Source organism: Burkholderia sp. AU6039 (assembly GCF_002223365.1).
In the GTDB taxonomy this organism is placed as follows: domain Bacteria; phylum Pseudomonadota; class Gammaproteobacteria; order Burkholderiales; family Burkholderiaceae; genus Burkholderia.
In genome coordinates, this window is sequence record NZ_NKFK01000005.1 from 1,117,870 (window position 1) to 1,132,942 (window position 15,073).

Here is a 15,073-nt window from a genome sequence, read left to right on the forward strand (position 1 = left end):
GGACGCGACCCGGCGGAACCATTAAGCTGGCGCGTTCCGGTTTCACGCAGCGTGTTCAAGATGTCATCGACGATCGAGATTCTGTTGCCCGTGTTCGGGCTGATCGCGGCAGGGTTCCTGTGCCGCCGGCGCGGGGTGCTTGGGCCGGCCGCGGCCTCGGAGCTCAACCGCTTCGTCGTGTGGCTCGCGCTGCCCGCGTTGCTGTTCCAGATCATGGCGCACGCATCGTGGCACCAGCTGTATCAGCCGGCTTTCGTGGCCACGTTCGCGCTGACCTGCGCGCTCGTATTCGTCGGCGTGCTCGCGTGGCGCCTGTTCGCGGGGCGCGGGCTCGCCGACGCGAGCATCGACGCAATCGCCGCGTCGTATCCGAACACCGGCTATCTCGGCTTCCCGCTGTGCCTGCTCGCCTTCGGCACCGACAGCCTCACACCGACCACGATTGCGACCATCCTCGTGGCGTGCGTGCTGTTCGCCGGCGCGATCGTGCTGATCGAGGTGGGGCTGCAGCGCGACCGCGCACCGTTGCGGCTGATGTGGAAAGTGGTCGGCGCGCTGCTGCGCAACCCGCTGATCGTCGCGCCGGTGGCCGGCGTTTGCGTGTCGGCCGCGCAGGTGCCGCTCGGTGCGCCGGTCGATACCTTCCTGAAGCTGCTCGGCGCGGCCGCGAGCCCGTGTGCGCTCGTCAGCCTCGGGCTGTTTCTCGCGGAGAAGCGGGAAGGATCCGGCGCCGCACCGCGGGGCAGCCTCGCACTGACGGCGGTGAAGCTGTTCGTGCAGCCCGCGCTCGCGTGGTGGCTTGGCGTGCGCGTGTTCGCGCTGCCGCCGGTGCTCGCGCAGATCGCGGTCGTGCTCGCCGCGTTGCCCACGGGTACCGGGCCGTACATGCTGGCCGAGTTCTACGGGCGTGAAGCGCAGGTGACGTCGCGCACGATCCTGCTGTCGACGCTCGGGTCGATCGTGTCGCTGTCGGTGATGCTCGCGCTGGCGCGGCACGTCTGACGCGGCACACCGTTTCAACGCATCACGTCAGCCCTTCAGCCCTTCAGCGCGTCGCGATCGATCTGCGCATCGTGCAGGTCGCGTGTTGCGTTGCGCAGCTTGGCCTGCTTGTCGTCGAGCTTGCGCTGCGCCTTGCTCAGCTTCTTCGCATCGCCGAGCGCTTCGGCTTCATGGATGCGTGCCTGCGCTTTGTGCACCTCGTCCTGCGCGCGTTGCAGATCCCGCTGCTTGTCGGCGACCTTGCGTTCGGCGCGCGCGAGCTGGCCGGCGTCCGTGCAATGGGCCTTGACCTGGTCGAGCGCGGCTTGCTGGCGCATCGCCTGAGGCGCGTTGCCGAACCGCTTCGCGTTGTCGATCTGCGTGTGCAACGCCCGGATGCGCGTCGCGCAGTCTTGCGTATCGGCGAATGCGCCGGTACTCGCGAGCAGCGCGACCGGAACGGCCAGCGCAACGAGTGTCTTCTTCATGCGGTTTTCCTCGATATAGGGCGTCGGCAGGCATTCGCGATTCAGATCGCCCACCGCCAGGGTTCGAGGCGTCATTCTGACGATTCGGTGCGGACCGGGTAAATAGGACGGGTCTGACTTGCCGCGACTGCGCGGATCGCTCCGGCTTGCGTATGACGCCCGTCAATGCGACTTCGTCGCGAGGCGGTGGATGCGTGCCGCATGGGGGACACGCCGAGGGTGCGATGCATGGCAATGCGTCGCCTGCCTGCGGCGCGCGCGTCGCGCGGGTTCGGGGGTATCGGCCGAGACCGGCGTGCTATTTCGTGCGTTCACGTCCACGACTGCAGCGGCGGCCACCGCCGCCACCGCCGGCTGCATCGCCTCGGCATCGAGCCACGCACGCGTCGCTTCCGCGATCAGCCCGCGCAACCAGCGCACGCCCTCGACGCACTCACCCGATTCGTTCCAGGTCATCCGGTACACGATGTCCGGCGGTTCGGCCGGCAGCGCGACGGCGGCGAGCGGCAGCAGCTTCGCATAGTGCCGCGCGAGCCGGTACGTGGTGGTCAGCAGCATGTCGGTGCGCACGAGCGCATGCGCGGCGAGTTCGAAGTGCGGCAGCGTAACGACGATCCGCCGCTGCAGTCCCACGCGTTCGAGTTGCCTGTCGATCGCGCCGGACGCCTCGAGCCACGACGGTGTCGGGCACAGCTGCGGCGCGTCGGCAAACTCGGCCGCCGTCATCGTGCCGCGCCGCGCGAGCGGATGGGTCGCGCGCATCAGGCACACGACGCGATCGTCGAACAGGTCGTCCTGCCGGAACCGCGACGCGCGCGCCGGGCGATTGTCGATCACGATGTCGAGCTCGCCGTCGGCGAGTGCGCGCTCGTCGTCGAAGCCGTCGCCGAGCGGATGGAACACGAGTTGCGCGTCCGGCGCACGTTCGCGGAACAGCGCGACGAGCTTCGGCACGAACAGCACGTTCAGGTAGTCGGGGCAGCCGATCCGGTAGGTCCGCACCGACGTGCGCGCGTCGAACCTCGGCTGCTGGATGCGGATGAAGTCGATCACGCGCAGCGCGTTGCGCAGCGGTTCGATCAGCCGCGCGCCGAATTCGGTCGGCACCATCCCGTAGCGGCTGCGCACCAGCAGCGGATCGCCGAGCAGCGTGCGCAGGCGCTTGAGCGCGGCGCTGGTGGCCGGCTGCGACATGTTCAGGCGCACGGCCGCACGCGACACGGTGCGCTCGGTCAGCAGCACGAGCAGGATGCGCATCAGCCGCGCATCGAGCACGTCGAGCGCGCCCGCGGCGTCGGACGCGTCGCGGGGCAGCGCGGTCGGGTCTAGTGGGTCCCGCATGCCGATGTGCCTCCCGGCGACCCGATGCGCGAGTGCGACGCAGCAGCGGGCCGGCGCCGCGTCATTGTGCGAAGGTGCCCGGCCAGCCGACGATCCGCTTCGGGCGCGGCGGCGCGTACGTGCGGACTTTCGACGTCTTCAGCTTCAGGCGCACCAGCGACTCGGCGAGCGCGACCGCGGCCGAGACGCCGTCGACGACCGGCACGCCCGTGCATTCCTCGATCTGCCGGTCGAGGCCGGCCATCCCGCCGCAGCCGAGGCAGATCACTTCCGCGTGATCGTCCTGCACCGCGCGCTGCGCCTGGCCGACGATCGACTCGATCGCGCGGGCCGGGTCTTCCTCGAGCTCGAGCACCGCGAGGCCGCTTGCGCGCACCGACGCGCAGCGCGCGTCGAGCCCGGCGAGCTTCAGGCGATCCTCGATCAGCGGCACCGTGCGGTCGAGCGTCGTGACGACCGAGTAGCGATGGCCGAGCAGCATCGCGATGCTCGCGGCCGCTTCGGTGATGTCGACGACGGGCACCGTCAGCAGTTCCTGCAGGCCTTCGCGGCCATGTTCGCCGTAGCCGGCCTGGATCACCGCGTCGTACGGCTCGTCGTAGCGCATCACGCGATCCATCACGGCGATCGCCGCAAGGTAGCTCTCGAAGTTGCCTTCGACCGACTCCGCGCCGAAGCGCGGCGTCAGCCCGACGATCTCCGTGCCAGGCGACGCGGCGGCCTGCGCCTGCGCGGCGATCGCGTCGGTGATCGACTCGGTCGTGTTGACGTTGACTACCAGGATCCTCATTGCGACTCCGTATGCAGGGGTGTCAGTGTTGGGCGCAGGCGACCGCGATGGATTCGCCCGAACGCGCCTCGTAGTGCCGGTTGCGATCGGCCAGCAGCCAGTACACGCCGCCCGCGATGGCCGCGCCGAGCAGCCACGAGAACGGCGTCATCGCGCTGAAGGCCGGCACGACGGCGAGCGTGATCGAGATCAGCGCGGACGGCACCAGCGCCGCGAGCGCCTTGCGGTTCACGCCGCGCGTGTAGAAGTAGGCGCCGGTCGGCGCTTCGGTATAGAGGTCGGGCACGTTCACGCGCTGCTTGCGCACGAGCCAGTAGTCGACCGTGATGATCCCGTACAGCGGGCCGAGCAGCGCGCCGAGGCCGGACAGGAAGTAGACGATCACGATCGGGCTGTTGTACAGGTTCCACGGCAGGATCAGCACGGCGATCGTCGCGCTGATCAGGCCCGCGCGGCGGAACGACAGGCGATGCGGCGCGAGGCTCGTCAGCACGAAGGCCGGCGCGACGAAGTTCGCCATGATGTTCACCGCGACCGTCACGATCAGGAACGCGAGGCAGCCGAGCACGAGGAACAGCTTGTTCGGCACCGTCGCGATGATCTCCGTCGGGCTGTGGATGATGTGGCCGTTCAGCTTGAACTGCGCGCCGGCGAGCACGAAGCTGATCGTCGCGAACACGAGGATGTTGACCGGCAGGCCCCAGAAGTTGCCCACGCGCACCGTCTTCGCGCTCGGCGACGAGCGCGCGAAATCGCAGAAGTTGAGCACCAGCGTGCCGTAGATCGCGAGCCACAGCGAGCCGCCCGCGAAGATCTCCGTCCACATCCTGAAGCCGGTCAGCGGCTTGCCGATCGACATCGCGAGATGGCCGCCGGTGCGGCTGAACATCCACGCGGCGAGCGACAGCGTCGTGACGAGGATCACCGGGCCGGCGAGCCCCTCGTACTTGCGGACCATTTCCATCCCGTACGTGAGGATGCCGATCTGCACGAGCCAGATCGCGACGAACGTGACCCAGCCGAGCGTCGACAGCCCGAAGATCGCGTTCTGGTCGAATGCGGCGAGGCCTGGCCAGATCGCGGTGAGCAGCACGCGCAGCACGACCGACGCGAGATAGGTCTGGATTCCGAACCATGCGATCGCGATCACCGCGCGGATCATCGCGGGCAGCAGCGCGCCGTAGATGCCGAAGCTCATCCGGCTGATCACCGGGAACGGCACGCCGGTCTTCTGGCCCATGTAGCCGGTGAGGTTCATGAAGCAGTAGACGAGCACCGCGCCGATCGCGAGCGATGCGAGCATCTGCCAGCCCGACAGGCCGAGCGCGAACAGCCCGATCGCGAACGAGTAGTTCGCGATGTTGTGCACGTCGTTGGTCCACAGCGCAAAGATGCTGTAGCGGCCCCACGTCCGGCCCTCGGCCTTGGTCGGCGCGAGGTCGGCGTTGTGCAGCCGCGGGCTCAGCGCGGGATCGCGCGCGGCCGAATCGGTTCGATGCGATGCGTCGTCCGCGCCGGGCACGATGCCCGGGCGGTGGGTGGCTTCCAGTTGCACGCCGTTGTCTCCTTCCATGTGCGGGGCGCATGACCGGCAACGTGGGAACGCTGCGCCGGCCCGGCCGCCGTGGACGTTATGTCTCGGATTTGTTCGCGAGTATGGAAGGCCGGCAAGACGATGGGAAATTAAATATTCGGTTGGGCGTCATTTGAAAAATGAATGGAAGCGGGCGGCTGCGACGGCCCGGCGCGGCACGCGAATTGCGCGCCTGCGGGTTCCATCCACATCGACATCAGCGGAGGTGTCATGCAGCGATATTCACTTCGACATGTTTCGCGAGCCGTCTTCGCCGGCCTCCTGATCGCGGGCCTGGCGGCAGGTGCGGGCTGCCAGAAGAAGAGCGACAACGGCGGCGCAAGCTCGGAATCGAGCGCCACGGGCGGCATGTCGGCCGCACCGTCCACCGCGCCGTCGGGTACGCCGAGCAGCGGGGCGGCCGGCAGCAGCGGCGACAGCGGCGCGAGCATGCCGGGCGCGGCTTCCGCGCCGGGCGGCGCGAGCGGCGGCTGACGCGCGGCTGACGCGTGGGGCGGACGTCGCGCCGGTTGCGCGTCGGTGCGCCGTCGGTATGAAGGGTGCCGTGCCGGCCTGGCACGTGCGCCCGGAGAGGCGCGCGTCGGCCAAGCCCATGAAAGATTTGCAAGGACCGTTGTAGCGATTCCCGGACCGGCGGCGGCAGCCCTGATGCCGGCGCGCGCCGGCCGGACAAGGAGGTGCAATGCAGAACGCGGAATCGAACCCGACCCCGGAACAGCAACGCGAACAGATTGAGAAGAGCCCGGTGAAGACGCCGGCTGCCGGCGACATGCCCGATGCGGCAACCCAGGCGGCGCAGGTCGCGCAGCGTCCGCTGACGCCCGAGAAGATTGCCGGGAAAATGCCGACCGGCTTGCCGCCGATCGAGCGCGGCAAGCAGGCGCCCGACAGCGGCGACCCCGTGCGGCGAGCGGCCGCCCGGATCCCGACGCTCGACAACGCGAACATGGCGATGACCGACAACACGGTCGACGTCGACGGCAAGGGCATGGAAGCCGCCGCGGGCGCGTCGAAGTGGCACGACAACGTGATTTATTCGAACGCGTCGCTCGACGAAGCGGTCGAGACGCCCGACGAAGGGCTCGGCGGGATCGAGAGCCGTCCGTCCGGCAACATGCCGCAGATCGCGACGCGGCCGGGCTGGCGCGTACGCCATGTCGGCGATGTCGACGTCGAGCACGGCGACGGCACGCGCGCCGAGCATGTGATCGTCCTGGAGCGGAACAACTGACCGCGTGACGGGAAGGTGCGGCGGGCGGCACGATCGCGCCGCCCGCCGCAATCATGAGCGGTCCTTACTGCGGACCGAGTTCCTGCGCGGACGCATCGGCGTCGTTGCCCTGCGCGACCAGCACGTGGATGTCGTTCGGCGTCACGTCGCCGACGCCGCCCGACGGGATCGTCAGCAGCAGCCAGTCGGCGTTGTTGTTGATGGTGACCGGCGCGGTCTTGAGGATCGGCGTCTTGCTGCCGGCCGTCGTGACGATCACCTGGTAGCTGCCGCCGTTCAGGTAGATCGAATCCTGCGTCGATGCCGGCACCGCGTTCTGGTAGGCCGTACCCGCGAGCGTCGGGCTTTGCGTCGTGATGTCGGTGCCGGGCGGGACGACGTACACGTCGACGTTCTGCGCATTCGGCGACGCGTTGAAGCTGCGCACGCGCGCCTTGTCGGACAGCAGGCCCTTGGCGTACGGATCGTCGATCACGGAGATCAGTGACGTCGTGCTCGGCAGTGCGATCGTCGTGTAGTGATGGCCGTTTGCCGCGCTGAACGATTGCGCGGCGATGGTCGTCGTCGTGCCGGAGACGTCGTAGCTCGCGTTCTGCGTGCCCGAGTCGACGTCGTGATAGCGCGTCACGCCCTTGTACGCGATATTGCCCTGGTCGAGCTTCGCGTTCAGGTAGTAGTCGAGGTTCGGGCCGGCCGGAACCGCGTTGATGAAGCGCGCCTGCGGCTTCGAGATGCCGAGTTCGGTCCCGGCGTCGTCGCCGCCGCCGCACGCTGCGAGCACGGAGACGACCGAGCACAGGGCCACTATCGTTCGTATTGATTTCATGTTGTCCTCTCGTTCATGGAACCTGCTTGCGATGCGGGATCGCCGCGCGAAGGGTCGCGCGGTGCGCAGCGCCGGTTGAGGGAAAGATGCCGTCCGCCGGAGCGGCGGGCGCGTGGATGACGCAAGCGATGTGCCTGTGCGGCGAACGGCGTCGGGAAGGGGGCGGGAAAGGGGGCGGGAAAGGGGGCGGCAGGCGGCGCGCACGCGCCGGCGGGGCGGCGTGCGCGGGGTGAGAGGAGGTGCGGGGCGAACCGCGGGCTCGGCGCGGTTGCCGGTTGTAAAAATGACCGCGTCGCGCGCGCGACGCGCTGCGTCAGCGGTTCACGAGCCGGGCCGGATAGGCGAGCGCGAGGGCGCAGCCGACCACCATGCACGCGGCGAAACCGTACAGCCCCGCGCTTTGCGAATGGAACGTGTCGCGCAGCCAGCCGATGAAGTAGGTGCTGCCGAACCCGCCGAGGTTGGCGATCGAGCACGCGAACGCGATCCCGCCGGCGGCGGCCGAGCCCTTCAGGAACGTCGACGGCAGTGCCCAGACGACCGGCATCGCGGCGGCCGCGCCCGCGTTGATCAGCGAGAACAGCAGCACCGTGCCGAACGTGCCGTGCGACGACGAGGCCGCGATCGCCAGCGCGACGGCCGACACCATGAACGGCACGACGATATGCCAGCGGCGTTCGCGCGCACGGTCGGAACTGGCGCCGCAGTACAGCGTGGCGAGCACGGCCGCGGCATTCGGGATCACCATCAGCCAGCCGATGTGATACGCATCCTTCACGCCCGTGTCGCGCAGGATCGTCGGCAGCCAGAAGCTCACCGCATAGAGTCCGAGCAGCACGCACAGGTCGATCAGGCCGAGCGCCCATACCTTCGGATCGGAGAACGCCTTGCCGAGCGCATGGCTCTTGTTGCCGGACGGATCGGCGTCGAGGTTCGCACGCAACGCGTGCTTCTCGTCGGCGTTCAGCCACGGTGCGGATTCGATGTTGTTGGGCAGCCAGCGCAGCACCGCGAAGCCGAGCAGCACCGACGGCAGCGCTTCGAGCAGGAACAGCCACTGCCAGCCGCCGAGCCCGTGCGTGCCGTCGAACGCGCGCATGATCCACCCGGAGATCGGGCTGCCGATCATGCTCGACAGCGGCAGCCCGACCATGAACAGCGCGACGATCCGCGCGCGGCGCGCATCGGGATACCACTGCGTCAGGTACAGCAGCACGCCGGGCAGGAAGCCGGCCTCGGCCGCGCCGAGCAGGAAGCGCACGAGGTAGAACTGCATCGGCGTGTGCACGAACATCGTCGCACCCGACAGCAGGCCCCACGTGATCATGATCCGCGCGATCCACAGCTTCGCGCCGACGCGTTGCAGCACCAGGTTGCTCGGGACTTCGAACAGGATGTAGCCGGCGAAGAACAGGCCGGCGCCGAGCCCGTACACGGTATCGCTGAACTTCAGCGCGTCGAGCATCTGGAGTTTCGCGAGCCCGATGTTGATGCGGTCGAGATAGGCCGCGAAGTAGCACAGGCAGAAGAGGGTAATCAGGCGCAGCGTGACCTTGCGATAGAGATTGCCGTGCAGCGCGCCGTCGGGGGAAACGGCGGCGCTCGGGTGTGCGGTAGACATGGGATTGCCCCTGTTCGAATGTGACGGATGAATGGGTGGCCGATCGACGCGAGCGGGCGTTCCGCTGCGCACTGGAGTCTGTATATCACGGCAATTAAATAGCGTACACACTAGAAAATACCGAATCGCACAGGCACGATTCCGGCCGCGCGAAGGCAAGCGTTTGCGTGAGAAAAGCCGCGTGTTTGATGAGGTTTTTTGAGGAAATGAACGCGTTTTTAAAGAGGGCGCCAACGCGCAAGGTCATGCACAAAATTCGTGCGTATGCGCTTAAAAATACAGCGTGTGCACGAAAGTCTGCCGATGCACGCAAGCACGTGCGCGGCAGCGGGTTCGAACGCGCATTGCCTGCCGTCGCTGCGCCGTACCCGGCGGGCAACGCGCAGCCATCAGGCGATCGCCAGGCACGCGGCGCGCCGGGTGCCGCGAATCCTGATGCACCGCAATGAAGCGGCCCCCTGGCTGCCGGTCGTGCCGAATTGAGGGTGTACACTGCTTGTCTTTCCCTTACATGCGGCGCGGGCCTGCACTTTCATGGCGTCTTCGAAGGATTCCTACGACTTTCACGATCAGGTCGGCCACCTGCTGCGCCGCGCGTATCAGCGGCACGTGTCGATCTTCCAGGAAGCGATCCCCGATTCGGATCTCACGGCCGCACAGTTCGTCACGCTGTGCGCGGTCAAGGAGCGCCAGGGGTGCTCGCTGAACGACATCGTCAAGGCGACCGCGATCGACCAGGCGACGATTCGCGGCGTGGTCGACCGGCTGAAGGCGCGCGCGCTGATCGAGGTGCTGCCCGATCCGAACGACGGCCGCAAGCTGATCGTGCGCGCCACCGCGACTGGCCTCGCGCTGATCGACCGCACGGTGCCGTTCGCGCGGCAGGTGACGGAGCGCACGTATGGCGCGCTCAATCCGGGCGAGCGGGTCGCGCTGCAGTTCCTGCTGCGCAAGATGATGGAAGAGGACGGCGACGCGTGATGCGTGTCGCGCGTGAGGTGGCATGCCCGTCTGGTCCGCCGCTTGTTGGCCCGTTCGTCGGCCGGGTTGATCCGGCGATGCCGCCGGCAGCCTTCAAGCCGTGCTGGTTGCCGCCTGCGCACCGGCCGCGTCGGCCGTCATCAACCGACCCGCGTCGCGTAACGCCGCCCGAACTGTCTCCGGCGTAAACGGCGGCGCGTAGAACCGCACGCCGGTCGCATCGAACAACGCGTTCGCGACGGCGGCCGGGCCCGGCACCGACGCCGATTCTCCCGCGCCGAGCGGCGGCTCGCCTTGCCTCGGCATCAGCACCACATCGACGTCCGGCACTTCCGCGAAGGTCAGGATCGGATAGCTCGCCCATTCGCGCGACGCAACCTTGCCGTCGGCGAAGCGCACGCGCTCCTTCAGCGTGCGGCTCAATACCTGGATCACGTTGCCGTGGATCTGGTGGCGCACGCCATCGGGGTTGATCATCGTGCCCGTGTCCTGGCCGACCGTGACGCGTTCGATGCGGATCTCGCCCGATACGCGATCGACGCTCAGGTCGACGACCCATGCCGACCACGCCGCGCCGAAGCCGGGGAAGCGGCTGTGCACGTAGCGCGCGTAGGCGATCCCGCGGCCGCGCACCAGCCGCGACGGCTCGGGTTCATGCGGCGTGCGCCGCACGCGTGGCGTCCAGCCCGCACGATCGGCCACGGCCTGCAGCAGTTCGGTCGCGCGCGTGTCCTGCAGATGGCGCAGCCGGAACGCAAGCGGGTCGACGCCGGTCAGCGCCGCGCATTCGTCGACGAATGCATCATGCGCGAACGAGTTCGGCAATGCCGACACGCCGCGCAGCCACGACGCACGCACGAGCGGGGCAAGATCCTCGCAGACGAAGCGGCGATGCGGGCTCGCGTACGGCGACACGGCCGTGCGATCGCCCATCTCGAACACGCGCGGCGCGGGCGCGATCGCGCCGGTCAGCAGCGCCGCGAGCAGCGGCGCGTCGTTCGACGGGTAGCGCGTCGTGAAGTCGTAGCCGAGCAGGCGGCCGTCGCGCGTGACGGTGCCGGTCACCTGCATCAGCTGGCCCGCGCCTTTCGGTTCCCACAGATGTTCGTCGGCGCGCGACAGTTGCACGCGTACCGGGCGGCCGACCGCGCGCGACAGCAGCAGCGCGTCGCCGCACACGTCGTCCGCGCCGTTGCGGCCGTAGCAGCCGGCCGCTTCCATCCGCACCACGTCGAAATCGGCTTCGTCGCGCGCGACGAGCGTCGCGAGGTCATAGCGCAGCGACACGGGGTTCTGCGTGCCGGACCACACGGTGATCCGGCCATTGCCCGGCTCGCGATAGTCGGCGAGCGCGCAGGACGGGCCGATCGAGCCGTGCATCTGGAACGGCCATGCGTAGGTGCGCGACAGCGTGATCGTGTCGGGCTGCGCTCGCGCCGCGCCGACGTCGCCTTCGTCGAGCAGCACGCGGCGTTTGGCCGGCGCGGCGGCGATCGCGGCGGCCGGTTCGTCGAGCGGCGGCAGCGCGGGGAGCGGACGCCATGTCACGCGCAACTGGCGCGCCGCGCGGATCGCGTGTTCCTCACGCTCGGCCACCACGCCGACGAAATCGCCGATCGCGATGACGGCCACGAGCCCCGGCACGTCGGCCACCGATGAGCGATCGACGTCGATCAGCGAACCCCCCACGAACGAACCGCTGTCATGCCCCGCATACGGCGGCCGCACGACACGGCCGTGGAACATGCCCGGCACGCGCATGTCGTGCACGAACGTGAGCTGGCCGGTTGCCTTCGCGGGCAGGTCGACGCGCGGCGACGGCCTGCCGACGATCCGGTACAGGGCGGGATCTTTCGTGCGGGTGTTCAGGTCCAGCGTCAGCGCGATCTGGTGTGCGGCGACGAGCGCGGCGAACGTGATCGCCTGTCCATCGGACGAAATCGTTCCATCGTCGACGGCAAGCCGTTCCGCATCGACGCCGAAGCGTTCGGCCGCGAGCGCCAGCAGTGCATGCCGCGCCTGCGCGGCCGCGCAGCGCAGCGGCGTCGCGGAAATCTGGATCGTCGCGCTCGCGATGGTCGGGCCCTGGTTCGGTGTCGCGGCCGTGTCGCCGAGCACCATCGTCACGCGCGCGGCCGGCACATCGAGTTCCTCGGCGACGATCTGCGCGAGCGACGTGCGGATGCCGGTGCCGAGATCGACGTGGCCGTTGAACGCGAGGATGCGGCCGTCGTCGAGGATCGCGACGAATACTTCCGGCAGCGCCGGCACGTAGGACGACAGGCTGCCCGGCTGGCCGGGCGCCGGCTTGACGGGCGGCGCGGGCGGCCGGATCACGGTGAGGCAGCCGTTGCGCGCGAGCAGTTCGGAGCGGTTCACGGATGAAGGATCCTGTCGAGGGAGAGGCGGCGCGCGGCCGGATGCAGCGTACGCGGGGCGAGGCGGGCGGCGGCCCGGGTGTCCTGTTCGCGGTGTGCGTCGAGAGCCATGACGGTGACCGTCGCGAGCGCGTGCGCCCCCAATCTAGGTCGCCAAAAGCGCAGCGTCAATCGCGCGGGCGGTTGCCGGCCGGTCACGCCGCCGGCCCGCCGTGACGATTCAGCGTGCGCGTGCCTGCACCGCATCGATCGCCGCGATCGCATCGTCGAGCGGCAGCACCGCCGCGTATTTCTGCTGCATGTCGAACAGGTTCGCGTCGTGCGGTGCGATCGCGCGATCGCCGACACAGTCGGCCAGCACGAGCGGACGGAACCCGTGCGACATCGCATCGACGACGCTCGCGCGCACGCAGCCGCTCGTCACGGCGCCCGCGACGAGCAGCGTCTGCACCGCGCGTTGCGCGAGCCACGGCGCCAGTTGCGTGCCGAAGAACGCCGACGGCACGGTCTTGCGCACGACGAGCTCGCCGGGCGCGGGCGTGAGCTCCGGCACGATCGCGCTGTTCGGGTGGTGCTCGGTCAGCGTCGCCATGCCGGGCACCTTCAGCGAGAACACGTTGTCGTCGCTGCCGTCGTCCGCGTACACGATGCGGCTGTGCGCGACGGGCCAGCCGCGTTCGCGTGCCAGCGCGAGCGCACGCGTCGTGCGCGCGATCGCCGGCGCGATGTTGCCGCCGCCGAACGTCGCGGGATCGGCGAAGCCGACCACGAAATCGACGATCAGCAGGCCGATGTTGCCGTGCGGCGGCAGCGGCGTGCCGAAGCCCTGCTGGCGATAGACGTTCGCTTCGGCGTGACGGGAAAGATCGTTCATGGTGTGGGGCACTCGTCGGTCAGGCGGGTTGAGCGGGTCGATCGATCACGCGGCCGTCGCGCACGACGGTCGCGCCGTCGAGTTCTACGGTGCAGCGGCGCAGCGGGATGTCGATGTGGCAGGTGGTCGTGCGGTTGCCGCCGCCTTCGTTGTTCGGGCCGAGCGAGAACAGGAAGTTGCCCTCGAACGCGCGCGCGTCCATCCCGATCGTCGCCTCGCGGTCGTACAGCCCGAGCGTCGACCAGCGCGCACGCGGCTGCAGCCCCCAGCCGATATGCGAGATCGCATAGCCTTCGGGGTCGGCGAAGGTCTCCATGTAGTCGCGCAGCAGGTCGGCGTCGACGCCGCCTTCGATGCGCGTCGCATAGCCGCCTTCGACGGTCAGCGCGATCGGTTCGCGCACGTAGTGCTTCTGCGGCAGCAGGATGTCGCCGCGGTCGATCACGATCGTGCCGCGCGCGGTGCGGTCGTTCGGGTAGGTCAGCGCGAAGCCGCTCGGCCAGTGGTCCCAGCGGCCCGGCGCGTCGACGAAGCCGTATTCGGCCGTCGGCGGGAACTCGCCGAGCGGGCACACGAGCGCGGTGCCGGCCGCCGACGTCACGCGCATCTCGCGGGCGGCGGCGATCTGTTTCGCCGCGGTGAGCACGCGCGTGCGGTCGGCCAGCGTCGGCACCATCCGCACGAGCACTTCGGGCGGCTCGACCGCGAGCAGGATTTTCGTGCCGGATTTGAGGATCTCGTGCTGCTCGGGCGAGAACAGCAGCGTCATCAGGTCGAGCACGAGGTCGCTCTCGCGCAGCGCGGCGATCGCGGCCTTGTTGCCGGTCAGCGGCGTCGTGCCGAGATACGCGAGCGGGTCGCGGCTGAACGCCTTGTCGCCGTTCACCGGCGGCAGGTCGAGGCGGTTGACGATCGCGCCCATCGTTTGCGTCGCGATCAGCGCGCACGACAGCGTCTGCGGGTGGGTGGCCGCGCTCGTCAGGATCGTGACGGTCTGGCCCGGTTCGAGGCGCGACAGCGTGAGCACCTGCTTCCACGCGTCGATCAGTTGGGAATCGCTGACTGGCATCGTCGGCTCCGGTAAAGGCGTGATGGGAAGGGAGGTCAGGGTCAGGCCGCGAGCGGCGCGCCGAGGAAGTCGCCGAACGCCGCGTAGAAGCCCGCTGCGTTGTCCCACGGAATCATGTGGCCGGCGTCGGGCACGCGCACGTGCCGCATCGACGGCGTTGCACGCTGCAGTTCGGCGACGTCGTCGTCGCGCACCACGTCGCCGCGTTCGGCCGTGATCAGCAGCGACGGCACGGCCAGTTGCGCGGCGTCCGCGTGGAAATCATCGGTATGAAAGCCTTCGTACGACGCGCGCACCGCGCGCTCGTCGCAGGTGTGCAGCCATTCGGCGCGCAACTGCAGTTCGGCGTCGGTCCAGGTCGGGCAGAACGCGCGCATGCCTTCGGCGCCGGTGCCGGCGCGCGCGAGCGCCATCGAGTCGATGTACCACGGCAGCTTGCCCGGATAGTCGCGGCGGTTCGGGCCCGACACGGGCGGATCGACGAGCACGACCGATTCGAGCCCGTGGATGCCGCGCCGCGCCGCGCGCGCGGCGATTCGCGCGCCCATCGAATGGCCGACGAGGCTGGTGCGCGGCAGGCCGAGCGCGGCGACGAGCGCCGCGACGTCGTCGGCCTGCGCATCGAGGCTGTAGTCGAGCGACGGCGACGCGTCGGACAGCCCGCGGCCGCGCACGTCGAGCACGTAGGTATCGAACGCCGCGCCGAATACTTCGCCGACGAAACCCCACGTGATCGCGGGGCTCGTGATGCCGGGAATCAGCACGATCGCCGGGCGCGCCGCGCGCGCGCCGGTCGCGCCGCCGTAGCGCAGGTAGTGCTGGCGGATGCCGTTCGCGCGAATGTTCGCGCCATACAGGAAAGTCGAGGGCATGAAGGGACTCCGTCTAAAGGGCCGTGC

At 69.1% G+C, this 15,073-nt stretch carries 15 protein-coding genes; 4 read left to right on the forward strand and 11 right to left on the reverse strand.

Features of this window, described 5'->3' with window-relative positions; genetic code table 11:
- The first annotated feature begins 60 nt into the window (after window positions 1-60).
- Entirely contained in the window at window positions 61-1,002 is a 942-nt protein-coding gene (locus CFB39_RS22865; protein WP_089475635.1) for an AEC family transporter, read from the forward strand.
- Window positions 1,003-1,037: 35 nt separating this feature from the next.
- Here CFB39_RS22865 and CFB39_RS22870 read toward each other — a convergent pair whose 3' ends face one another.
- The 5 genes from CFB39_RS22870 to CFB39_RS40905 form a co-directional block, all read right to left on the reverse strand.
- A complete protein-coding gene (locus CFB39_RS22870; protein WP_256991444.1) occupies window positions 1,038-1,544 on the reverse strand; it encodes a DUF1090 domain-containing protein in 507 nt (168 codons plus the stop codon).
- Between the two features lie 87 nt (window positions 1,545-1,631).
- On the reverse strand, window positions 1,632-2,810 hold the full coding sequence (locus CFB39_RS22875) for a LysR family transcriptional regulator (protein WP_089474541.1): 1,179 nt from the start codon (window positions 2,808-2,810) through the stop codon (window positions 1,632-1,634).
- A gap of 61 nt (window positions 2,811-2,871) precedes the next feature.
- Window positions 2,872-3,600: an aspartate/glutamate racemase family protein gene (locus tag CFB39_RS22880; protein ID WP_089474542.1), complete on the reverse strand. Its 729-nt coding sequence runs from the start codon at window positions 3,598-3,600 to the stop codon at window positions 2,872-2,874.
- Window positions 3,601-3,622: 22 nt separating this feature from the next.
- A complete protein-coding gene (locus CFB39_RS22885; protein WP_089474543.1) occupies window positions 3,623-5,173 on the reverse strand; it encodes an NCS1 family nucleobase:cation symporter-1 in 1,551 nt (516 codons plus the stop codon).
- Window positions 5,174-5,283: 110 nt separating this feature from the next.
- Window positions 5,284-5,625: a hypothetical protein gene (locus tag CFB39_RS40905; RefSeq protein ID WP_256991445.1), complete on the reverse strand. Its 342-nt coding sequence runs from the start codon at window positions 5,623-5,625 to the stop codon at window positions 5,284-5,286.
- A 251-nt stretch (window positions 5,626-5,876) separates the two neighbouring features.
- Between CFB39_RS40905 and CFB39_RS22900 the strand changes: the two genes are divergently transcribed.
- Window positions 5,877-6,425, forward strand: coding sequence for a DUF3005 domain-containing protein (locus tag CFB39_RS22900; protein WP_089474544.1), 549 nt, complete (start codon window positions 5,877-5,879; stop codon window positions 6,423-6,425).
- A gap of 64 nt (window positions 6,426-6,489) precedes the next feature.
- Here CFB39_RS22900 and CFB39_RS22905 read toward each other — a convergent pair whose 3' ends face one another.
- Window positions 6,490-7,251 carry a DUF4397 domain-containing protein gene (locus CFB39_RS22905; RefSeq protein ID WP_089474545.1) on the reverse strand — a complete coding sequence of 254 codons (762 nt, stop codon included), beginning with the start codon at window positions 7,249-7,251 and terminating at the stop codon, window positions 6,490-6,492.
- A 313-nt stretch (window positions 7,252-7,564) separates the two neighbouring features.
- Window positions 7,565-8,872: an MFS transporter gene (locus tag CFB39_RS22910; RefSeq protein WP_089474546.1), complete on the reverse strand. Its 1,308-nt coding sequence runs from the start codon at window positions 8,870-8,872 to the stop codon at window positions 7,565-7,567.
- Between the two features lie 167 nt (window positions 8,873-9,039).
- Between CFB39_RS22910 and CFB39_RS39585 the strand changes: the two genes are divergently transcribed.
- Window positions 9,040-9,321 (forward strand): hypothetical protein, encoded by a 282-nt coding sequence (locus CFB39_RS39585; protein ID WP_144030302.1) that lies wholly within the window; start codon window positions 9,040-9,042, stop codon window positions 9,319-9,321.
- An 85-nt stretch (window positions 9,322-9,406) separates the two neighbouring features.
- Complete coding sequence (locus CFB39_RS22920; RefSeq protein ID WP_046549825.1) at window positions 9,407-9,853, forward strand: MarR family winged helix-turn-helix transcriptional regulator; 447 nt, start codon at window positions 9,407-9,409, stop codon at window positions 9,851-9,853.
- A 93-nt stretch (window positions 9,854-9,946) separates the two neighbouring features.
- Here CFB39_RS22920 and CFB39_RS22925 read toward each other — a convergent pair whose 3' ends face one another.
- The 4 genes from CFB39_RS22925 to CFB39_RS22940 all read right to left on the reverse strand — a co-directional run bounded on the left by CFB39_RS22925 (window position 9,947) and on the right by CFB39_RS22940 (window position 15,046).
- Window positions 9,947-12,232 (reverse strand): xanthine dehydrogenase family protein molybdopterin-binding subunit, encoded by a 2,286-nt coding sequence (locus CFB39_RS22925; protein ID WP_089474548.1) that lies wholly within the window; start codon window positions 12,230-12,232, stop codon window positions 9,947-9,949.
- Window positions 12,233-12,451: 219 nt separating this feature from the next.
- Window positions 12,452-13,105: an isochorismatase family protein gene (locus CFB39_RS22930; RefSeq protein ID WP_089474549.1), complete on the reverse strand. Its 654-nt coding sequence runs from the start codon at window positions 13,103-13,105 to the stop codon at window positions 12,452-12,454.
- 19 nt (window positions 13,106-13,124) lie between these two features.
- Window positions 13,125-14,174, reverse strand: a complete 1,050-nt coding sequence (locus CFB39_RS22935; RefSeq protein ID WP_089474550.1) for a 2,5-dihydroxypyridine 5,6-dioxygenase — start codon at window positions 14,172-14,174, stop codon at window positions 13,125-13,127.
- Between the two features lie 41 nt (window positions 14,175-14,215).
- The gene (locus CFB39_RS22940; protein ID WP_089474551.1) at window positions 14,216-15,046 is read right to left on the reverse strand and encodes an alpha/beta fold hydrolase; all 831 of its coding nucleotides are present in this window, start codon (window positions 15,044-15,046) and stop codon (window positions 14,216-14,218) included.
- Window positions 15,047-15,073: the final 27 nt, after the last annotated feature.